Here is a 20,143-nt window from a genome sequence, read left to right on the forward strand (position 1 = left end):
TCAGGAATCAGCACTTATGAGAATCAAAAGATCGCAGCCTTCGGCAGCTCCTACACACTATCGGCAGGCGCTGCCGAAGGCTGCGATCTTTTGCTTTTACTTGGGATAAAGCGGCGGCAACCCACTTTCACTCACCGGGTCCTGCACTCGTTCCGCCGCCGGAATAGTGCGAATCGCCCGCCACAAATCCTCACCCTGCCAATGCTGCCCGGTCTCGCTGTACAGCGCGCCGTTCAGCCCGTCCAACGCATCCGACAGCGGCACAAACCGCGCGGCCATGTCTGCCAGCGTCTCCGGTTGTTGCCGCGCCCAGGCGTCCAGTGCCTGGCGGGTGGCATGCGGGTCGTTGGCCTGGCTGGCGCGTTTGATGTCGTCGAGCAGGGTGCGTGGGCTCGGGCCGGTCTGGGCGGCGCGGTGGATTGCCGGTTGCCAGCGGGCGCGCCACCAGAGGCCGAAGCCGGTGAGGGTGGTGCAGGCGAGGATCAAAGTGCTCAGTTTCCACCACCACAGGGTGTCGTTGTCGGGCGTGCTCGGTTGCAGGGTGCCGGCCGGGGTGTCGATTTGCAGGCTGGGGTTGTTCGCCACTTGCAGGGTGCGAGCGGGCAGGCTGCTGTGTTCGAGGTGGTCTTCGAAGGTGTTCCACCAGACCACGTCGACAGTCGGCAGGTCGATCGCGCCGCTGCGGCTCGGTACCAGGGCTTCGCGCTCCTCGCGGCTGCCGATGATGCCGCGGTCGCTGCTCTGGTTGCTCAGCACCGGTTGGTCGGGGTAGCGGCGCAGGCCGTTGACGTCGGTGGCGGGCAGGGCGGGGAGTTGCGAGCTGGCGAGGCCTTCGACTTTCAGGGTCAGGCTGCGGGTCAGGGAATCGCCGACCTGAATGTGGTCCGGTTCCGGGCTCCAGCTTTCGCTGAGGCTGAGGCTGCGCGCTGGCAGCCAGGGTGCATCAACCGGGTAAGTCAGCGGTTTCGGTTTGACCGTCAGCGGAATCGACGCCGAGCTCACGCGCATCAATTTACCGGGCTTGGGCCCCGAGGCGTCTGCCGATGGCGCGGTATCGACCAGCGTGGCGCTGAACGTCTGCGGGGCGATCATCAGCAGGCCGCTGTGTTGCGGATAGATCGCGTAGCGCATCTCGATTACGCCGTGGCGCAGACCGTTGATGTCTTTCTCGTAGGTGCGCGTGTCGCCGAGCTGTTCGATGCGCGCATCAGTGATTTGCAGCGGGCTCAGGCTGCTGTCGTCGTAGAGCGAAACCGAGTGATAAATGCGCAAAGTCAGGATGGCCTGGGCCTGCACATAGACGCTGGTCTGATCGAGGCTGGCTTCGATGAACACCGGATCGAGGCTGTTTTTGTCTTCGCGGTTGTCGCTGGCGATCACCTGCACGGTGATCGGCTCGCTCTGCGCTTCGCCCAGTTGCAGCGGCGGAATCACTACGCTGCCGTTTTCTTTCGGCAGCAGGGTGATGATCCAGCGAGTGGTCGCGCGGTTGTCGCCGTTGAGGGTGTTGAGCTGGTTGACCTGGCGCGTGCCGCGCACTTCGAACAGCGCTTGCAGCGCCGACAGATCGGGCTTGCCGAACTGGGTGACGTCGTCAGTTTCGAGAGTGAGCTCGACCGTCTCGCCGGAGTTCAGGCGACTGCGATCCACGCTGGCGGTCAGCTCGGCCGCCTGAGCGGAAGCCGTGCAGATCAGCAGGGGCAGCAAGAGAGCGGTGAAGCGGGTCATCGATTGTTTTCCTGATCCTGATGTTGTTGCTGTTCGTACCAGAATTTGCGCCTGAGCAGTTCGCCCGGGTCGTCCGGGATCTTGCCCAGCCATTGCTCGAGCGCCTGACGCTGCTCGCCTTCGAGGTTGTTCTCGCTCGGGCGCAGGGTCGGCACCGTGTCGGTTTCCTCTTCCTCGGTGCTGCCGGGTATTTCGTTGGGGCCTGGCAGCGGCGGGGCGGTGGGTGGCGGTTCGCTGGCGGATTCGCCCGGTTGCGCCTCGCTTTGGGTTTCGCTGCTCACCGCCGGAGGGGGCGCGGTGGCAGGCGAAGGCTCATCGCCGGGCAGACTTTGTTCGTTCGGCTGGTTGTCCGGCTCGGGCGGCGGCGGGGCGGTTTTCTGCTTCAGCAGGTTTTCCACCAGCGCCTTGTTGGTCTGCGCCGGACGCAGATCCGGTTGCAGTTCCAATGCTTGGTCATAGGCGTCGATTGCTGCTTCCAGCTCACCGCTTTTTGCCAGAGCATTGCCACGATTGTAGTGGGCGCGGGCATCGCTGCCCTCGGCGAAGCGCTGAGCGGCGCCACTGTAGTCGCCGGCCTCGTACAACGCCACCCCTTGCCACTGATGATCTTCGAAATGCTGCGCAGCTTCAGCCGGGCGTTTCTGCTTGAGCAGGTGCAAACCCTGCTGGTCGGGGCGCAACCACAAGTCTTCGAAGTCCAAAGCGTAGCTCGGTTGCGGCAGGCACCACAGCAGCGGCAGGCAGAACAGCCAGCCGCGACGTCCGGCACAAGCAGCGAGCAACAGCAGCGGCAACAGCAGCCAGTAACCCTGATCGGCCCACGTGTCGAGGCGCACGGTCTGGCCGTCGTCGCGCAGGCTGCGCGGGCCGTTGAGCAGGCCAAGGGCACCGAGATCAGCCTCGTCGAGTCGCGCCGGGTGATACTCGCCGCCCACACTATTGAGGAAAGTCGCCAGGCCCGGGCTGTCGAGTTGCGGCACGCGGATCGCGCCTTGCTCGTCCTTGAGGAAACTGCCGTCCTCCTGGGCAATCGGCGCACCTTCGGCGGTACCGATGCCGAGCATCAGCAGTTGCGTCGACTCGCCATTGAGCGCGCGGCGAATACCGCGCCGTTCTTCTTCATTGAGCGACGAACCGATCAACAGAATCCGCCCCTGACCCAGTGCCCCTTGCTTGAGCAAGTCCAGAGCCTTGCTCACCGCCAGATCGGCGCGGTGGCCGCTTTGCGGCATCAGCGACGGCTTGAGCGCATCGAGCAGATTGCGGCTCGTGGCCAAGTCATCCGACAGCGGCACCAGCGTGTGCGCGCTGCCGGCATAGACGACGATGGCGGTCTGCGCATCGCTGCGCGCCTGCAACAGGTCGAAGAGCTTGCGCCGCGCCTGTTCCAGACGTGTCGGTGGTGAGTCGGTGGCGAGCATTTCTGGCGTCAGTTCGAGCAGCACCACCAGCGGATCGGCGGGTTTCTGGCTGGTCTGCTCGACGCGCTCCCAGCTCGGCCCGAGCAAGGCCAGAATGGTCAGCAACCACGCCACGCCAAGGGCGATCCACGGCAGTTTGCTCTGGCGCCCGCTGCCGCCACTGAGCAATGCCGCATGGAATGCCGGCGGCAGTATCATCTGCCAGCGACCGGCGCGTTTCTGTCGGTGCCAGAGTTGCCAGAGCAGCCAGCCGAGCAGCGGCAACAGCAACAGCCACCAAGGACGGAACCAGTGCGGCCAGAGCGCGATCATCGGCGCCTCCGCAGGCGCAAACGCTGCAGGCGCTCACGCCAGTCCGGCAGCGGGCTTTGCAAATACAGTCGCTTGGTAAACAGGCGGTGCAGCGGGTTGTCCGGCCACAACTCGCGGACGACCAGCAACAGGCTCAACCACAGTGCCAACGCCAGAGGCCAGTGATACAAGGCTTGCGCCGGGCGTGCCTGCGTCGGTTGCTGGGTCACCGGCTCGAGCTGATCGAGGGTGTCCTTGATCGCTTGCAGCTCTTTGCCGTCATGGGCGCGGAAGTACTGGCCGCCGGTGATTTCGGCGATGGCCTTGAGCGCGGGTTCATCCAGATCAAGGCTCGGATTGACCCCGAGCAGGCCGGTCGAACCGCTGTCCTCGGGATTGGCGCCGATGCCGATCGGATAGATTCTCACGCCTTCGCTGGCCGCGAGCTTTGCGGCGGTCAGCGGATTGATTTCGCCGCCGTTGTTGGCGCCGTCGGTGACCAGAATCAGCACGCGACTTTGCGCCGGACGCAGACGCAGGCGTTTCAAGGCCAGGCCGATGGCATCGCCAATTGCAGTGTTCTTGCCGGCAATGCCGATCCGCGCTTCGTCCAGCCACACGCGCACGGTGCGCCGGTCAAAGGTCAGCGGCGCTTGCAGGTAGGCCTGACTGCCAAACAGGATCAAACCCACGCGGTCGCCGTCGCGGCTTTCAAGGAAATCGCCGAGCAAGTGCTGCACCAGCGACAGGCGACTGACTTCTTCGTCCTGCCATTGCATGTCGGGAAAATCCATTGATCCGGAAACGTCCACCGCCACCAGCAAATCGCGGCCACTGGCGGCGATCGGCAGCGGTTCACCGAGCCATTGCGGGCGGGCGGCGGCGATCAACAGAATCAGCCACAGCAGGATGAACGGCGCCTGCTGCCGCCAGGCCGGCAAGTTGGCGCGGGCGCGGCGGCGGGCGAGGCCTTCGAGGTCGGCGAGGAAACTGACTTTCAGTGCCGGCTCGCCGCTGTCGGCCACCGGCAGGACAAGACGCATCAACCACGGCAGCGGCAACAGTACGAAGATCCACGGCCAGGCGAACTCAAACATGTTTGCGAATCCACGTATCGACTGCCTGGGTCAGGCCGGCGATGGCTTTGTCATCGAGTTTGCATTCCGGTTTGTACGCACCTTCGACCAGCACCATCCAGCGCGTCAGGCCGGCGGCCGGGCAGCGGTTATCGAGGAAGGCCAGCCATTTGCGCCCGTTGAGGGTGTGGCTCTGGCTGTACGGATAGTGGTTGCGGCACAGGCGTTTGAGCAGGCCGTTGAGTTGTTGCAGCCAGGCGCCGGCCGGAGCGCCGTCGTAAGGCTTGGGCATTTGCGCCAGTTCGGCGAGCGCGGCGATGCGCACCGGGTCCAGCGGTTGTTCAGCGCGAGCGACCGGGCGTTTCTTCATCGGAATGAAACGCCGCAGCTTCCACACGGCGAAACCCAGCAGCGGTAACAGCAAAAGCAGCAGCCACCAGCCCGGCGCCGGCGGCCAGAAGGCGATCGGCGGCGGCGAGATCAGCGGTTGCAGGTGGTCGAGGCCGTTCATCGACCTTTCCCCGGACGCTGCGGGTTCAGGAACTCGCGCATCTGCTCGACCATTTCGCTTTGCGTGCTCAACGGCATCAGCAACACCCGCAGCTTTTGCGCGAGCAATTCCCAACGAGCAATGCGCGTTTCGGCTTGTGCTCGGTAAGTCTGGCGCAGGTCGAAATTCAGCGTGTCGATTTCCAGCTGCGCGCCGCGCTCTGCGAAGCGCAGCAGGCCAGCGGCGGGCAGCGCATGATCGAGCGGATCGGACAGCGGCAACATCAGCAGATCGCAATGCCGCGCCAGCAAACTCAATTGCTGTTCGGCGCTGTCGGACAACGCGCGTTCGTCGCAAATGACGATGGCCAGACTGCCCGGCCGCAGCACTTCCCGCGCGCGGCGCAGGGCCACGCCGAAAGCATCGCGATCCGGCTCGCGCTCGCTGTGCAGCGATTGATTGACCTTGACCAGGCGGTTGAGCAATTGCAGCAGGCTCTGCTTGCTGCGCCGAGGCTTGATTTCGTAGTGCTCGTTGTCGCCGAACACCAGCCCGCCGACGCGATCGTTGTGCCCCAGTGCCGCCCAGCCAATCAACGCTGCCACCTGCGCCGCCAACACCGATTTGAACATCAGCCCCGAGCCGAAAAACAGTCGCGTGCTTTGCTCGACCATGATGAAAATCGGTCGCTCGCGTTCTTCATGGAACAGCTTGGTGTGCGGCTCCTGCGTGCGCGCAGTGACGCGCCAGTCGATGGTCCGCACGTCGTCACCGGCCTGATACACCCGCACTTGGTCGAAGTCGACGCCACGGCCACGGAATTTCGAGTGATGCAGGCCGATCAGCGGGCTGCGCTGACTCGGCGTGGAAAACAGCTGCACCTCGCGCACGCGGTGACGCATCTCGATCAGCTCGGCGAGGCTGATGCGGATACCGGGTTCGGAGGGCAGGGCGGCGTTCATGGGGGTCAAGCGACGGCGACGACGTCGAGAATCCGCTGCACCACGCGGTCCTGATCGATGCCCGCGGCTTCGGCTTCGAACGACAGGATGATGCGGTGGCGCAACACGTCGAACAGCACAGCCTGAATGTCTTCCGGGCTGACGAAATCGCGACCGGCCAGCCAGGCATGCGCGCGGGCACAGCGATCAAGGGCGATCGAGCCGCGCGGACTGGCGCCGTAGGCGATCCATTCGGCCATTTCCGGATCAAACTTGGCCGGGTTGCGCGTGGCCATGACCAGCTGCACCAGGTATTCCTCCACGGCGTCGGCCATGTACAAACCGAGGATTTCCTTGCGTGCGGCGAAGATCGCCTGCTGGCTGACCCGTCGCTCAGGCTTGGTCTCGCCGTTCAACGCCTCGCCACGGGCCTGTTGCAGGATGCGCCGTTCGACGGCAGCGTCGGGGAAGCCGATCTTGACGTGCATGAGGAAACGATCGAGCTGGGCTTCCGGCAGCGGATAGGTGCCTTCCTGTTCGATCGGGTTTTGCGTGGCCATCACCAGAAACAGCGGCGACAGCTCATAGGTGCTGCGCCCGACGCTGACCTGACGCTCGGCCATCGCTTCGAGCAAGGCCGATTGCACCTTGGCCGGCGCACGGTTGATTTCGTCGGCCAGCACCAGGTTGTGGAAGATCGGCCCTTGCTGGAAGACGAAACTGCCGGTTTCCGGACGGTAGATTTCGGTGCCGGTGATGTCGGCCGGCAGCAGGTCGGGGGTGAACTGAATACGATGGAACTGGGCTTCGATGCCCTCGGCGAGTTCTTTGATCGCTTTGGTCTTGGCCAGACCGGGAGCGCCCTCGACCAGCATATGACCGTCGGCAAGCAGGGCGATGAGCAAGCGCTCGATGAGTTTTTCCTGGCCGAGAATCTGCGTTGAAAGAAAGGTTCGCAGCGCCAGCAGCGCTTCACGATGTTCCATCGGTGACTGTTCCTGGAAAGGGGGTGGCCGGGGCGTTCGGATAACGCCGGGGCTGGGGGCGTTACTTTAATCCATCGTGGGGGGCGGCGACTAACGGCATTTTGTAGAAAAGCGCAAAAGATCGCCGTCTTGTGCCGCTCCGTGATTGGAATGCAATCACCTGTAGGAGCTGCCGAAGGCTGCGATCTTTTGATCTTTCGCAAAGCAGGAAATTGTAGCGGCGCCAGTGCCGGCCCTATCGCTGGCAAGCCAGCTCCCACAGGTTTCGGTGCAGTGCATGCGATTGGTGCAGCGCATCGGTCCCTGTGGGAGCTGGCTTGCCAGCGATAGGGCCCTTCCAGGCCCCATCAAACCTCGCTGATAAAGGTCCCGGTCCCATCGAGAATATTCTTCAAAGTCTCAACAACCTCATCCATATCCACCATGTCCGGATTAAAACTGATCTCCAGCACATCATCCCCATTCAACGCATCGGCATCCGCAGCAGCAATCTCGATCTTCAGCAGTTTCGACGTCAGCGTGACCTTGACCCCGTCAAGCGTGGAAGGCTCGCCATCCAGGGTGATCTCCAGCTCATCCTCATCCGGATAACGGCTCATCAGGAACATCTCGCCCTTGTCGCTGTGGCAGCAGAGCATGGCCATGTTGTCTTCTTCGTCGTCGCACGGGTTGACGATCAGTAGGGCGGTGGTCATTTGCATGGGGAATTCCTGGGCAGTGGCGGCAGTGGATCTGTTCGTAGGCGCGATTTTGCCAGTCTGCGCGTGTTTGCGCTGCCTTCTCATTTCAGAAATTGGCAAAGCAGGAAATTTCCGTCATTCACTTCCGGGTTACCAGAAGGAAAGGTCGGACGCCAGTGTAGGGATATTAATGATCGCTACAAATAAGGCCGTTTTGGCGATTATTGCTTGTGATAGCCGCCAGGTTGCCGTTAAGTTCGCCGCTCTTGCGCAAGGGAGTGCGTTACGACAATTCATAAAAAGGACCTTTGCGATGACTCAGTATTTCCAACGCGCCGAAGAAATCCGTCATCTCTCGGATGAACAGATCGAAGAGATCTATAAGCGCTATCTCGAAGGCGAAAAAACCGCCGCACTGATGGCCGAGTTCCGGATTCCTTCGACAGTCCGCAGTCTGCTTAAAGTTCTGCCACCGATCGTCAGTGCAGACCTCACTTGTCCATACTGCGAACTGCCGATGTGGATACCTCGGCACGCCAGAGGGAGTTCGCTCTCGCTGCGCAGTCCGTTCAAGTGCGTGCGCTGTGAACATTTGCACTGTGTTCCCGGCGCCAATCGCCGCCGCACAACCTGTGACTGCAAAGAATGTTTTACGGTGCGCCAGCAGCAAGTGGCCGCACGGGCAGCACGGGACCGCCTGGAGCTGGAGGCTCGCTATGGCGCGCGATCTCCGGCAGTGCCTTACGCAAACCTGGGGTTTGTGCAGAAGTTGACGCTGCTCGCCTTGCTGGATGACGGTCATGGCGCAAACGTCGAATGGATTGCCCCCTTGAATACGCCATCCAGGCAGGAGCTGCTTGCCCTGACTGATGAGGCTCGAGAAGAGTTGATCAAAAGTCTGCACGAAACCGGGGTGCTGGCAGTCTCCACCGATTCCGACATCAACGCCTTCGATCGCAGCGAGGGCTGCAATATCCGCGAGTACAGCGCGGTGCGCTGGTTGCCCAGCGTCACGCTCGACGGCGTGGCGCGCAGCAGCCGCGAGAGTTTGTATCGGGCGCTGTATCAGGAGTTGTCGGGCAGCGTAAAAGCCGTCTGGAAGAGCGAAATCTATTCGCTGGTCTTCAGTCTCGCCCGCGAGGAGTCGATTCAATACATTCGTGTGCTGGCCGGCGAAGTGGATTTTGCCTTCACGGCCGAAGCCCGTGCCTCGGAGGTGGTCGGGCAGTTGCTGCAGGACTTCTCGGTGAGTCAGCTGTATTACTTCGCCCGATTGGCGGTGCGCAACGCCGCGCACTTCTACGCCACTGGCAACTCCAAAGGGCGCAGTCATGCCTCCAACACCATTCCGCGCAATATGCTGGGCACGGCGCAGGACGCGCTTGCGCGCAACTGGCGCAAGAATGCGCCTCGCGATGCGCGGGTGCCGCAAACGGCCTTGCAGCGGCTGCTATACGACGTGGTACTCAAGGACAGCGGCGCCGGATTTTCCAAATCGCCGGGCATGTACTGGCGTGACGAGCTGGTCCCGCAATTTTTCTCCGCCGTAGCGTTCGACAGCGACTTGCTCAGCCACCTGCGCCTGTTTTGCCGCGAATGCGATTCGAGCAACATCGACGCCAGCATGGACAAGCAGATCCTGCAGACGATGTGCTACGACTGCGCCACGGTGAGCAAATTCCGAGCCTTTGAGGAACTGCCGGACTGATCCGCGTCAACCGCCTGCGCTGAACCGGATGCCACGCTCAGGGTCGATTAAAGGGCCTTGGGCGTTTTCGTTTCGGCGTATGTAACGTGCTTGGCGACCGACCTGGCACGACAGTCCCGTGAAACCGGGGTTTCGAACCTGCATTTCAGCTCACGCCTGCTAGTGTTGATGCAGGCCAAACCCTGCATTTACGTGCCAATGACCGAATATGTCGCAGCACCGCAAGCAGACACATTGTCGCACCCATTAAGCTGCGCAACGGATGAGCACCCGTAAAGGCATTGTCAGCGTCGTTGGCAGTCGCTTTTGCAGATGCTCATTCATGGAAGGTGAATGTGACCTGAGTGTCCCGTCCAGCTTCACCCACCTGTCTCCCTGTTTCCTCTGCCCGAGAATCAGGAACAGGGCGACACCAACCCCGAAAGGGGTGTTGCACGCGACGCTTTCCATCAATAACAAGCTTAAGCGGAGTACCACAGATGGCGTTCTTCACCGCAGCCAGCAAAGCCGACTTCCAGCACCAACTGCAAGCGGCACTGGCGCAGCACATCAGTGAACAGGCACTGCCACAAGTGGCGCTGTTCGCTGAACAATTCTTCGGCATCATTTCCCTGGACGAGCTGACTCAACGTCGCCTCTCCGACCTCGCTGGCTGTACTCTCTCTGCGTGGCGCCTGCTTGAGCGCTTCGATCACGCGCAACCGCAAGTGCGTGTCTACAACCCCGATTACGAACGCCACGGCTGGCAGTCGACCCACACCGCGGTCGAAGTGCTGCACCACGACCTGCCATTTCTGGTCGACTCGGTGCGTACCGAGCTGAACCGTCGCGGCTACAGCATTCACACCCTGCAAACCACCGTGCTCAGCGTGCGTCGTGGCAGCAAGGGTGAATTGCTGGAAATCCTGCCAAAAGGCAGCACCGGCGAAGGCGTGCTGCACGAATCGCTGATGTACCTGGAAATCGACCGCTGCGCCAACGCGGCCGAGCTGAATGTGCTGAGCAAAGAGCTGGAGCAAGTGCTCGGTGAAGTGCGCGTCGCCGTCGCTGATTTCGAGCCAATGAAAGCCAAGGTGCAGGACATCCTCACCCAGCTCGACAACAGCGCCTACCCGGTCGATGCCGACGAAAAGAACGAAATCAAAAGTTTTCTGGAATGGCTGGTGGGCAACCACTTCACCTTCCTCGGCTACGAAGAGTTCGTGGTCACCGATCAGGCCGATGGCGGCCACATCGAATACGACCAGAGCTCCTTCCTCGGCCTGACCAAACTGCTGCGTACCGGCCTGACCTACGAAGACCTGCGCATCGAAGACTACGCCGTTGCCTACCTGCGCGAACCGACCCTGCTGTCGTTTGCCAAGGCTGCGCACCCGAGCCGCGTCCACCGTCCGGCTTATCCGGACTACGTGTCGATCCGCGAGATCGATGCTGACGGCAAAGTCATCAAGGAACACCGTTTCATGGGCCTTTACACCTCCTCGGTGTACGGCGAGAGCGTGCGGGTCATCCCGTTCATCCGCCGCAAGGTCGAAGAAATCGAGCGCCGCTCCGGCTTCCAGTCCAAGGCTCACCTGGGCAAGGAACTGGCGCAGGTCCTCGAAGTGCTGCCGCGTGACGACCTGTTCCAGACCCCGGTCGACGAGCTGTTCACCACCGTGATGTCGATCGTGCAGATCCAGGAACGCAACAAGATCCGCGTGTTCCTGCGCAAAGACCCGTACGGTCGCTTCTGCTACTGCCTGGCGTACGTGCCGCGCGACATTTATTCCACCGAAGTGCGCCAGAAGATCCAGCAAGTGCTGATGGAGCGCCTGAAGGCCTCCGACTGCGAATTCTGGACATTCTTCTCCGAGTCCGTGCTGGCCCGCGTGCAACTGATCCTGCGCGTCGATCCGAAGAACCGCCTCGACATCGACCCGTTGCTGCTGGAAAAAGAAGTGGTCCAGGCCTGCCGCAGCTGGCAGGACGACTACGCTGCCCTGACCGTCGAAAGCTTCGGCGAAGCCCACGGCACCAACGTGCTGGCCGACTTCCCGAAAGGCTTCCCGGCCGGTTACCGCGAGCGTTTTGCAGCGCATTCGGCCGTGGTCGACATGCAACACCTGCTGAGCCTCAACGAAAAAAATCCGTTGGTGATGAGCTTCTATCAGCCGCTCGGCCAGGTTTCCGGCCAGCGCGAGCTGCATTGCAAGCTGTATCACGCCGACACGCCGCTCGCGCTGTCCGACGTCCTGCCGATTCTGGAAAACCTCGGCCTGCGCGTGCTGGGTGAATTCCCGTATCGCCTGCGCCACACCAACGGCCGCGAATTCTGGATTCACGATTTCGCCTTCACTGCCGCCGAAGGTCTGGACCTCGACATCCAGCAACTCAACGACACCCTGCAGGATGCGTTCGTGCACATCGTGCGTGGCGATGCCGAGAACGACGCGTTCAACCGTCTGGTGCTGACCGCCGGTCTGCCATGGCGCGACGTCGCGCTGCTGCGTGCCTACGCCCGTTACCTGAAGCAGATTCGTCTGGGCTTCGACCTGGGTTACATCGCCAGCACTTTGAACAACCACACCGACATCGCTCGCGAATTGACCCGGTTGTTCAAGACCCGCTTCTACCTGGCGCGCAAACTCGGCAGCGATGATCTGGAAGACAAGCAACAGCGTCTGGAACAAGCGATTCTGACCGCACTGGACGATGTTCAGGTGCTCAACGAAGACCGCATCCTGCGTCGTTATCTGGACCTGATCAAAGCCACCCTGCGCACCAACTTCTATCAGACTGATGCCAGCGGCCAGAACAAGTCGTACTTCAGCTTCAAGTTCAACCCGCACGCGATCCCTGAGCTGCCCAAGCCAGTGCCGAAGTTTGAAATCTTCGTCTACTCGCCACGCGTTGAAGGCGTGCACCTGCGCTTTGGCAACGTCGCTCGTGGCGGTCTGCGCTGGTCCGACCGTGAAGAAGACTTCCGCACCGAAGTGCTTGGCCTGGTAAAAGCCCAGCAAGTGAAAAACTCGGTCATCGTGCCGGTCGGTGCGAAGGGCGGCTTCCTGCCGCGTCGCCTGCCATTGGGTGGCAGCCGTGACGAGATCGCGGCCGAGGGCATCGCCTGCTACCGCATCTTCATCTCCGGCCTGCTGGACATCACCGACAACCTGAAGGACGGCGCATTGGTGCCGCCGGTCAATGTCGTGCGTCATGACGACGATGACCCGTACCTGGTGGTCGCGGCGGACAAGGGCACTGCAACCTTCTCCGACATCGCCAACGGTATCGCCATCGACTACGGCTTCTGGCTGGGTGACGCGTTTGCGTCCGGTGGTTCGGCCGGTTACGACCACAAGAAAATGGGCATCACCGCCAAGGGCGCGTGGGTCGGCGTACAGCGCCACTTCCGCGAGCGCGGCATCAATGTTCAGGAAGACAGCATCACCGTGGTGGGCGTCGGCGACATGGCCGGCGACGTGTTCGGCAACGGCCTGTTGATGTCCGACAAGCTGCAACTGGTGGCCGCGTTCAACCACATGCACATCTTCATCGACCCGAACCCGAACCCGGCGACCAGCTTCGTCGAGCGTCAGCGTCTGTTCGACCTGCCGCGTTCGGCCTGGACCGACTACGACACCAGCATCATGTCCGAAGGTGGCGGGATCTTCTCGCGCAGCGCGAAGAGCATCGCGATCTCGCCGCAAATGAAGGAACGCTTCGACATCAAGGCTGACAAGCTGACCCCGACCGAACTGCTTAACGCCTTGCTCAAGGCTCCGGTGGATCTGTTGTGGAACGGCGGTATCGGCACTTACGTCAAGGCCAGCACCGAAAGCCACGCCGATGTCGGCGACAAAGCCAACGACGCGCTGCGCGTCAACGGCAACGAGCTGCGCTGCAAAGTCGTGGGCGAGGGCGGTAACCTCGGCATGACCCAACTGGGTCGTGTGGAATTCGGTCTCAATGGTGGCGGTTCCAACACCGACTTCATCGACAACGCCGGTGGCGTGGACTGCTCCGACCACGAAGTGAACATCAAGATCCTGCTGAACGAAGTGGTTCAGGCCGGTGACATGACCGACAAGCAACGCAAGCAGTTGCTGGCGAGCATGACCGACGAAGTCGGCAATCTGGTGCTGGGCAACAACTACAAGCAGACTCAGGCCCTGTCCCTGGCGGCGCGTCGTGCGTATGCGCGCATCGCTGAGTACAAGCGTCTGATGAGCGATCTGGAAGGCCGTGGCAAGTTGGACCGTGCCATTGAGTTCCTGCCGACCGAAGAGCAACTGACCGAGCGCGTCGCTGAGGGCCACGGCCTGACCCGTCCTGAACTGTCCGTGCTGATCTCCTACAGCAAGATCGACCTCAAAGAGCAGTTGCTGGGTTCGCAAGTGCCGGACGACGATTACCTGACCCGCGACATGGAAACGGCGTTCCCGCCGACCCTGGTCAGCAAGTTCTCCGAAGCCATGCGTCGCCATCGCCTCAAGCGCGAGATCGTCAGCACCCAGATCGCCAACGATCTGGTCAACCACATGGGCATCACCTTCGTTCAACGACTCAAAGAGTCGACCGGCATGAGCCCGGCGAACGTGGCCGGTGCTTATGTGATTGTGCGCGACATTTTCCACCTCCCGCACTGGTTCCGTCAGATCGAAGCGCTGGACTATCAGGTCTCCGCCGACGTGCAACTGGAGCTGATGGACGAGCTGATGCGTCTGGGTCGCCGTGCCACGCGCTGGTTCCTGCGTGCCCGTCGCAACGAGCAGAACGCTGCCCGTGACGTCACGCATTTCGGTCCGCACCTGAAAGAACTGGGTCTGAAACTCGACGAACTGCTCAGCGGCGAAATCCGCGAGAACTGGCAGTCGCGCTATCAGGCGTACGTCGAAGCCGGTGTGCCGGAATTGCTGGCGCGTATGGTTGCGGGCACCTCGCACCTGTACACGCTGCTGCCGATCATCGAAGCGGCTGACGTCACCGGGCAGAATCCGGCCGAAGTGGCCAAGGCGTACTTCGCCGTCGGCTCTGCGCTGGACATCACCTGGTATCTGCAACAGATCAGCGCTCTGCCGGTAGAAAACAACTGGCAGGCTCTGGCTCGTGAAGCGTTCCGCGATGACGTCGACTGGCAGCAACGGGCGATCACCATCTCCGTCCTGCAGCAGGGCGACGGCACTCAGGACGTGGAAGCACGCCTGGCGCTGTGGATGGCCCAGCACGAAAGCATGATCGAGCGCTGGCGCGCGATGCTGGTGGAAATCCGCGCCGCAAGCGGCACGGACTACGCCATGTACGCGGTGGCCAACCGTGAACTGCTGGATCTGGCGTTGAGCGGTCAAGTGATCGTGCCTGCGGTCACCGCCAATGCCGCGCTTGAATTGGCGTAAGTAGTGGCTGAATGAAAAGCCCCGGTATCGCGAGATGCCGGGGCTTTTTATTACCTGTTATTGATCGACCAAGTCAGTCGTGGTCAAGCGTAGGGTTGCGTCGAAGTCGGATAGTCCACGTTGCGCTGGAGGATTTCCAGATTGAAAGTCACCGAATCACCCGGCGCATCGCCGTAGGTGTAGACGTGAGGGGCTGTGCGTAATTGTCTATTGATGATGCCCGCGTTTCGAGCTCTTAGATAAACGTTCGCATGATTGCCGTGCAGGTCGTCCAAAGTAACCGCAGATGCTCGATCTGCGCCTTTTGTTTATGGCTGATCGGGCGGCCGTCAATTTTCCAGCGGGATCAGCACCTGCTCATCCGGCGCCAGCACCATGAACACCAGCAATTTGGCTGGCTTGGTCGAGCTGGCGTTTTTCGACACCAGATGCTCGGAGCCTGCGGGTTCATACCAGAACTGGCCCTTCTTGTAAGTGATCGCCTGTTCACCCTTGACCTGCGAAATCACTTCGCCTTCGAGCACGTAAGCCATCGCGGTGCCCTCGTGTTTGTGCGCGATCGAAGACTGGCCGGGTTTGTAGTCGACCTCGATCATCATGGCTTTCTTGCCGGGGGCGTTTTTCAGCAGTTTTTCCTGCAAGACGGTGATTTTCTCGGAAGGATCGTGCGCCATCGCCGATGCGGACAGGGTGAGGGCGAGGGCAGCGGCGAGGAAGGGCAGGGCTTTCATGGCGGGTTACCTGTGATGGTTGGGGTGTGATCACAGTAGGCCGCAATGTGGCCGGTTCAAACGGCCAATATCCGAGAAGATCAGGTGACCAATTGCGGGGCTTCAGAAAGATTATCGGTGTGGCGAAATATGCCTTCGCGAGCAAGCCCGCTCCCACAGGGCGGGCGCATTTCTACTGTGGGAGCGGGCTTGCTCGCGAAGGGGCCAGTTCAGACGATGGGAAAGCTGTTGAAATCCACGCTATTGGCCAGGCGGCTATCGATCAGGTCGATGAACCCCTGCGCCTCGGGCCGGTTGAAATGCGCTTGCATCGCCGCTTCCGATTGCCAGCGTGCGCTGACCGTCCAGCGGTGGGTGTCTTCGGGGCAGCGATCGACCAGGTAGGAATCGCAGCCCGGGGTTTCGCGCAGGGTGTCGACAATTTTCTGCAATTGCTTGCCGAGCTCTTCCGAGCGGCCCGCAGCAGCCTTGACCTCAACCGTATTGATCACTTCGCTGGACATTGCTCACACTCCTGAATCAGGCCGGACGAATCCTGCTCACTGAGGGATAACGCCTGTGCAGAATAGGCCTGCGACCATGAATCACCAATAACCAATTGGCGGTAAAAGCCTTATACCAACGGCTCATGACAGCTGTTCGAGGATGTCGCGCAGGCGATCCAGAGCAATATCGATGTCGAGGGTTTCGATGGCGCCGAAGCCGAAGTACAGGCCTTCTTTCGCCGGTTGCTGGTAGTAGAAACCACTGATTGCATACAGGCCGACCTCGACCTTTTTTGCCAGCTCAATGACCAGCGGCAAATCGATCGCCACCTTGCACAACACCGCCATGTGAAACCCGGCACTGGCCGGCACAGCTTGCAGCCATGGCGCGAGGTCAGTCGCCATGCGTTCCAGAATTCGCTCGCGGCGTTGCGCGTAGATCGTATGGCAGCGGCGAATGTGCTTGAGCAGGCAGCCCTCTGCGATGAACTTGGCCAGCGCCCATTGCGGCAGGGTCGAGGCGTGCAGATCGGTGAGCTGTTTGGCGCGAATCACCGCCTCGATGATCGACGGCGGCAGGATCGCGTAACCCAGGCGCAGCTCCGGCAGCAGGGTTTTTGAAAAGGTGCCGACGTAGGCGACGATGCCGCGCTGATCGAGGTTGTACAGCGAATCGGTGGGCCGGCCTTCGTAGCGGAATTCACTGTCGTAATCGTCCTCGATGATGATCGCACCCAGCTCATGAGCACGGGCGAGCAAGGCCTCGCGGCGCGCCTGACTCATCGCCATGCCCAGCGGAAACTGGTGCGACGGCGTGACGTATATCAGCCGCGTGTCATCGGGAATCTGCTCGACCTGAATGCCCTCGGCATCCACCGGCACGCCGACCACTTCGGCGCCGTGCGTACCAAACAGCAAGCGTGCGGGCGGATAACCTGGATCCTCCATCGCCACCCGCGTGCCGGGGCGGGTCAGTACGCGCGTAATCAGGTCGAGTGCCTGTTGCGCGCCGTTGCAGACAACGATGTCTTCGTCCTGACAGTTGATGCCGCGAGAAAAGGCGATGTGCCGGGCAATCGCATTGCGTAGCGCCGGCAAACCCTCAGCAACGCTGTAAAAGCCTTTCGATTGCGCCATCTGCCGCATCGCATGGGCGACGCAACGGCGCCAGTCGTCGTGGGGGAACTGGCCCTTGCTGGTGGCGCCGCCGATGAAGTCGTAGCGCAGCGAACCTTCCAGCGTCGGGTGGCGCAGGAATACCGGCAGGTTGCGCCAGCTCTCGATCACCTCGGCACTGGCCAGTTCGGTGTGGCTCTGCTTGCGCTGCACCTGCGCCGGGCGGGCGTTGACGTAGGTGCCTTTGCCGATCACCCCGGTGAGGAAATTCTCGTAGGTCAGCTGCGCATAAGTGTCGGAAATGGTCTTGCGCGAGATGCCCAATTGCTCGGCGAGCAAGCGGCTCGGCGGCAACTGCGTACCCGCCGCCAGCCGCCCGGATTCAATCGCCGCGCGAAGCTGCTGATACAACTGACCGGCGAGATCCTTGCGGCCGTTGATCACGACATGAAGTTCCATACCGACAAGGCTCCCGAGGCTATTTGGCGTGCCGGCCAGATTACCGCTGTTGTTTGACTGGCAATAGTTGCCTACCCGAAAAACCCGAAATTGGCATAAACACTTCAACGCACTGGCACAAATCTCCTGTGGGAGCGGGCTTGCTCGCGAAGGCGGTCTGTCAGCCAGCCAGGATTTGTCTGGCACACCGCCTTCGCGAGCAAGCCCGCTCCCACAGGTATCGTGTTTGGTCGACGTTTAGTGGTGTACCCACAATTCGTGGAATTGGGGCTGTAACACAGCCCGCACAGCCCTTACCGTGAACTCATCATTCCGCCTGCCGAGAGCCGCGCCATGTCTTTGCGTCTGGATTACTACAACGCGTCGCCCAAGGCGATGAAAGCGATGATTGCCATGGAGGCGCTGACCGGCCACCTGAGTATCGAAGCGCCGCTGCTGCAACTGATCAGGATCCGCGCCTCGCAACTCAACGGCTGCGCGTTCTGCACCGACATGCATTCGGTGGACGCACGGCGAGCCGGGGAGAGTGATCGGCGCCTTTACGCGATCGCGGTGTGGCGCGACAGCAACTTCTTCAACCCCCGCGAACGGGCCGCGCTGGCCTGGGCCGAGGCGGTGACGCTGTTGGCCGAGAGCCACGTGCCGGATGACGTCTACCAGCAGGCGCGCGAGCAATTTGATGAAGGGGAACTGGTGGACCTGACGGTTGCGGTCAGCACCATCAACAGCTGGAATCGCCTGGCCGTGAGCTTCCGCCAGACCCCAAGTGACTGATTTGTCTGCGATCTGATCGTTCCCACGCTCCGCGTGGGAATGCATCCCGGGACGCTCTGCGTCCCATTGGAACGCGGAGCGTCCCTTGAGGCATTCCCACGCGGAGCGTGGGAACGATCGAAAGATCTTGCCTAATTCGCCGGCCGCTGCGGTTTCACCGAGGTGCCAAACGTATTCCCCATCCGCGTACTGGTCGCGGCCGGGGTCGCCAGCCCGACCTGATTCGGCGCGCGCTGGTGCACCGGCACATTCAACGCTTCCATGTTCTTCTGCGCGGCCGCCGCGCCGTCGGGATTGTTGCCCATCTGCTGGCTCAGGCAATCGTAGTTCGGCGCCTTGTAACCGCCGACCGTGACCTCGACACAGCCCAGCGGCTCCTCCGCCTGCGCTGCACCCACCGTCATCAGCAAGACCCACATCCACCGTGTTTTCATGTCCGCCTCCTGGCCCGCCCGAATGGGCCGCTCTGGGTTTGAGTCTAGTGCAAGCGCGGCGCGAAACCCGTGATGATTTTTTTGCACCGCCCGTCATACCAGAGTCATAAATGCCCCGCAGGATAGCGATTTTCAGGGGTGCGCCAGTCGTGCAGCGAGGCAGTTCGCGGATCAGTCTTCAGCGCTCGGCGACGCTTGTGCGCCGCGCGGGTCTGGGGTGGCTGCTCGGTCTGCTGGCCAATGCGGCCAGTGCTGACCCGGCGCCGGCGGATATGCGACTGACCTTGCACATCCCGGCACAGGAGCTCGCCCAGGCGCTGGATCAATACAGCCGCGCTACCGGCGTTGCAGTGCTGGTCGACAGCCAGTTGAGCCGGGGCCGACGCTCCCTCGCCGTGGATGGTGAATACACCGCCGCCGACGCCTTGCGCCATCTGCTCGGCGGCACCGGGTTGATGGCGCGCTACGCCCGCGCCGACGCGTTCACCCTGCAAGCGGCGCAAGTGGAAGATCTGCCAGTGCCGACGGACAAACCCACGCCGGCCACTGTCGCAGTCAACCGCAGTTATGCGACGGCCGTGCAAGCGGCGATCGAGCGCAAATTGTGCCGTTCGCCGCTGACCCGGCCGGGCAGTTATCGCGCGGTGTTACAGGTGTGGGTCGGGCGCGACGGCGTGGTGCAGCACAACCGGTTGGTGACGTCGACCGGCGATGTACGGCGCGATAACGCGCTGGTGGAAAGTTTTCGCAACCTCACAATCGACCGGCCGACGCCCAGCGCCTTGCGCCAGCCGGTCACGTTGCTGTTGTTACCGGAGTCGTCAGGGAAACGCATGGAATGCACGAGATGGGAAGGAGTTTCCGGGGGATGAAAGACGCCGGGCAAAGCTTGATGGGCCAGCTGTTCCTCAGCTCCTACGAGGATTTTCGCGTGCGCCTGCGCCGCCGCCTCGGCTCCGAGGACCTGGCCAACGACGTGCTGCACGAAACCTGGCTGCGGGTCGATCGCATGGAGACCCCGCCCAACCTGCTCAAGCCCAACGCCTACCTGTATCGCATGGCCCTGAATATCGCCGCCGACCGCCGTCAGGCCGATGCGCGTCTGCTCACCGGCACCGAAGTCGAGGAACTGCTGCAACTAGGCGACGAAGCCCTCGACCCGGCGCGGGTGGTCGGTGGGCAAAAAGAGATGCAGGCCCTGCTCAGCGCCTTGTACGAACTGCCCGCACGGCGTCGACGGATCTTCATCGCCGCGCGGCTGGAAGAGGCGCCACACCTGGAAATCTCCCAGCGTTTCGGCATTTCCACGCGCATGGTCGAAAAGGAAATCAAAGCCGCGTTGGGCTTCTGCGCCGCGAAACTTGAAAGAAAAGTGTTTCAGCGGTTCGGTCGCGGGGCCGGAAAACCGTCTAGCGAATAGTGACCCGATTAATCCGTTGAGAATTTGC

General features: G+C 61.7%; 16 protein-coding genes. 5 read left to right on the forward strand and 11 right to left on the reverse strand.

Features of this window, described 5'->3' with window-relative positions; genetic code table 11:
* Positions 1-96: 96 nt before the first annotated feature.
* The 7 genes from ACP7D9_RS02145 to ACP7D9_RS02175 all read right to left on the reverse strand — a co-directional run bounded on the left by ACP7D9_RS02145 (position 97) and on the right by ACP7D9_RS02175 (position 7,634).
* Positions 97-1,728: a BatD family protein gene (locus ACP7D9_RS02145; RefSeq protein WP_426155392.1), complete on the reverse strand. Its 1,632-nt coding sequence runs from the start codon at positions 1,726-1,728 to the stop codon at positions 97-99.
* Entirely contained in the window at positions 1,725-3,461 is a 1,737-nt protein-coding gene (locus ACP7D9_RS02150; protein WP_101155042.1) for a vWA domain-containing protein, read from the reverse strand. The genes ACP7D9_RS02145 and ACP7D9_RS02150 overlap by 4 nt, the downstream gene beginning before the upstream one ends.
* A complete protein-coding gene (locus tag ACP7D9_RS02155) occupies positions 3,458-4,537 on the reverse strand; it encodes a vWA domain-containing protein (protein WP_101155040.1) in 1,080 nt (359 codons plus the stop codon). Before ACP7D9_RS02155 ends, ACP7D9_RS02150 begins: the two co-directional genes overlap by 4 nt.
* A complete protein-coding gene (locus ACP7D9_RS02160; protein ID WP_426155394.1) occupies positions 4,530-5,027 on the reverse strand; it encodes a DUF4381 domain-containing protein in 498 nt (165 codons plus the stop codon). Before ACP7D9_RS02160 ends, ACP7D9_RS02155 begins: the two co-directional genes overlap by 8 nt.
* The gene (locus tag ACP7D9_RS02165; RefSeq protein ID WP_426155396.1) at positions 5,024-5,968 is read right to left on the reverse strand and encodes a DUF58 domain-containing protein; all 945 of its coding nucleotides are present in this window, start codon (positions 5,966-5,968) and stop codon (positions 5,024-5,026) included. The genes ACP7D9_RS02160 and ACP7D9_RS02165 overlap by 4 nt, the downstream gene beginning before the upstream one ends.
* Positions 5,969-5,973: 5 nt before the next feature.
* Positions 5,974-6,933, reverse strand: a complete 960-nt coding sequence (locus ACP7D9_RS02170) for an AAA family ATPase (protein WP_007913915.1) — start codon at positions 6,931-6,933, stop codon at positions 5,974-5,976.
* A 347-nt stretch (positions 6,934-7,280) separates the two neighbouring features.
* On the reverse strand, positions 7,281-7,634 hold the full coding sequence (locus ACP7D9_RS02175) for a hypothetical protein (RefSeq protein ID WP_016774987.1): 354 nt from the start codon (positions 7,632-7,634) through the stop codon (positions 7,281-7,283).
* Between the two features lie 292 nt (positions 7,635-7,926).
* Here ACP7D9_RS02175 and ACP7D9_RS02180 point away from each other — a divergent pair, with 292 nt between their 5' ends.
* Together ACP7D9_RS02180 and ACP7D9_RS02185 are read left to right on the forward strand one after the other, a co-directional pair.
* Positions 7,927-9,321 carry a hypothetical protein gene (locus tag ACP7D9_RS02180; protein WP_426155399.1) on the forward strand — a complete coding sequence of 465 codons (1,395 nt, stop codon included), beginning with the start codon at positions 7,927-7,929 and terminating at the stop codon, positions 9,319-9,321.
* Between the two features lie 479 nt (positions 9,322-9,800).
* The gene (locus ACP7D9_RS02185) at positions 9,801-14,696 is read left to right on the forward strand and encodes an NAD-glutamate dehydrogenase (RefSeq protein ID WP_426155401.1); all 4,896 of its coding nucleotides are present in this window, start codon (positions 9,801-9,803) and stop codon (positions 14,694-14,696) included.
* 329 nt (positions 14,697-15,025) lie between these two features.
* Here the strand turns inward: ACP7D9_RS02185 and ACP7D9_RS02190 are convergent, their stop codons facing one another.
* The 3 genes from ACP7D9_RS02190 to ACP7D9_RS02200 form a co-directional block, all read right to left on the reverse strand.
* Complete coding sequence (locus ACP7D9_RS02190) at positions 15,026-15,427, reverse strand: cupin domain-containing protein (RefSeq protein ID WP_426155403.1); 402 nt, start codon at positions 15,425-15,427, stop codon at positions 15,026-15,028.
* A gap of 209 nt (positions 15,428-15,636) precedes the next feature.
* Positions 15,637-15,930, reverse strand: a complete 294-nt coding sequence (locus tag ACP7D9_RS02195; protein ID WP_101155023.1) for a putative quinol monooxygenase — start codon at positions 15,928-15,930, stop codon at positions 15,637-15,639.
* A 123-nt stretch (positions 15,931-16,053) separates the two neighbouring features.
* Positions 16,054-17,487, reverse strand: coding sequence for a PLP-dependent aminotransferase family protein (locus ACP7D9_RS02200; RefSeq protein ID WP_426155405.1), 1,434 nt, complete (start codon positions 17,485-17,487; stop codon positions 16,054-16,056).
* 333 nt (positions 17,488-17,820) lie between these two features.
* Between ACP7D9_RS02200 and ACP7D9_RS02205 the strand changes: the two genes are divergently transcribed.
* Positions 17,821-18,261 (forward strand): carboxymuconolactone decarboxylase family protein, encoded by a 441-nt coding sequence (locus ACP7D9_RS02205; protein ID WP_101155019.1) that lies wholly within the window; start codon positions 17,821-17,823, stop codon positions 18,259-18,261.
* Positions 18,262-18,392: 131 nt separating this feature from the next.
* On the opposite strand, the gene ACP7D9_RS02210 is transcribed toward ACP7D9_RS02205, so the two are convergent.
* Positions 18,393-18,695 (reverse strand): hypothetical protein, encoded by a 303-nt coding sequence (locus ACP7D9_RS02210; protein ID WP_101155017.1) that lies wholly within the window; start codon positions 18,693-18,695, stop codon positions 18,393-18,395.
* 149 nt (positions 18,696-18,844) lie between these two features.
* On the opposite strand from ACP7D9_RS02210, the gene ACP7D9_RS02215 reads away from it, so the two are divergent.
* Entirely contained in the window at positions 18,845-19,567 is a 723-nt protein-coding gene (locus tag ACP7D9_RS02215) for a secretin and TonB N-terminal domain-containing protein (RefSeq protein WP_426155591.1), read from the forward strand.
* On the forward strand, positions 19,564-20,115 hold the full coding sequence (locus ACP7D9_RS02220) for an RNA polymerase sigma factor (protein ID WP_426155408.1): 552 nt from the start codon (positions 19,564-19,566) through the stop codon (positions 20,113-20,115). Before ACP7D9_RS02215 ends, ACP7D9_RS02220 begins: the two co-directional genes overlap by 4 nt.
* Positions 20,116-20,143 lie beyond the last annotated feature (28 nt).

The sequence above is a fragment of the Pseudomonas sp. TSRC2-2 genome, assembly GCF_049897785.1.
Taxonomy (GTDB): domain Bacteria; phylum Pseudomonadota; class Gammaproteobacteria; order Pseudomonadales; family Pseudomonadaceae; genus Aquipseudomonas.

Coding starts and splice junctions, on each gene's coding strand:
- ACP7D9_RS02200 (WP_426155405.1), bottom strand. CDS start 17,487: ATGGAACTTCATGTCGTGATCAACGGCCGCAAGGATCTCGCCGGTCAG.
- ACP7D9_RS02170 (WP_007913915.1), bottom strand. CDS start 6,933: ATGGAACATCGTGAAGCGCTGCTGGCGCTGCGAACCTTTCTTTCAACG.
- ACP7D9_RS02165 (WP_426155396.1), bottom strand. CDS start 5,968: ATGAACGCCGCCCTGCCCTCCGAACCCGGTATCCGCATCAGCCTCGCC.
- ACP7D9_RS02145 (WP_426155392.1), bottom strand. CDS start 1,728: ATGACCCGCTTCACCGCTCTCTTGCTGCCCCTGCTGATCTGCACGGCT.
- ACP7D9_RS02160 (WP_426155394.1), bottom strand. CDS start 5,027: ATGAACGGCCTCGACCACCTGCAACCGCTGATCTCGCCGCCGCCGATC.
- ACP7D9_RS02185 (WP_426155401.1), top strand. CDS start 9,801: ATGGCGTTCTTCACCGCAGCCAGCAAAGCCGACTTCCAGCACCAACTG.
- ACP7D9_RS02210 (WP_101155017.1), bottom strand. CDS start 18,695: ATGAAAACACGGTGGATGTGGGTCTTGCTGATGACGGTGGGTGCAGCG.
- ACP7D9_RS02155 (WP_101155040.1), bottom strand. CDS start 4,537: ATGTTTGAGTTCGCCTGGCCGTGGATCTTCGTACTGTTGCCGCTGCCG.
- ACP7D9_RS02190 (WP_426155403.1), bottom strand. CDS start 15,427: ATGAAAGCCCTGCCCTTCCTCGCCGCTGCCCTCGCCCTCACCCTGTCC.
- ACP7D9_RS02205 (WP_101155019.1), top strand. CDS start 17,821: ATGTCTTTGCGTCTGGATTACTACAACGCGTCGCCCAAGGCGATGAAA.
- ACP7D9_RS02180 (WP_426155399.1), top strand. CDS start 7,927: ATGACTCAGTATTTCCAACGCGCCGAAGAAATCCGTCATCTCTCGGAT.
- ACP7D9_RS02220 (WP_426155408.1), top strand. CDS start 19,564: ATGAAAGACGCCGGGCAAAGCTTGATGGGCCAGCTGTTCCTCAGCTCC.
- ACP7D9_RS02150 (WP_101155042.1), bottom strand. CDS start 3,461: ATGATCGCGCTCTGGCCGCACTGGTTCCGTCCTTGGTGGCTGTTGCTG.
- ACP7D9_RS02175 (WP_016774987.1), bottom strand. CDS start 7,634: ATGCAAATGACCACCGCCCTACTGATCGTCAACCCGTGCGACGACGAA.
- ACP7D9_RS02195 (WP_101155023.1), bottom strand. CDS start 15,930: ATGTCCAGCGAAGTGATCAATACGGTTGAGGTCAAGGCTGCTGCGGGC.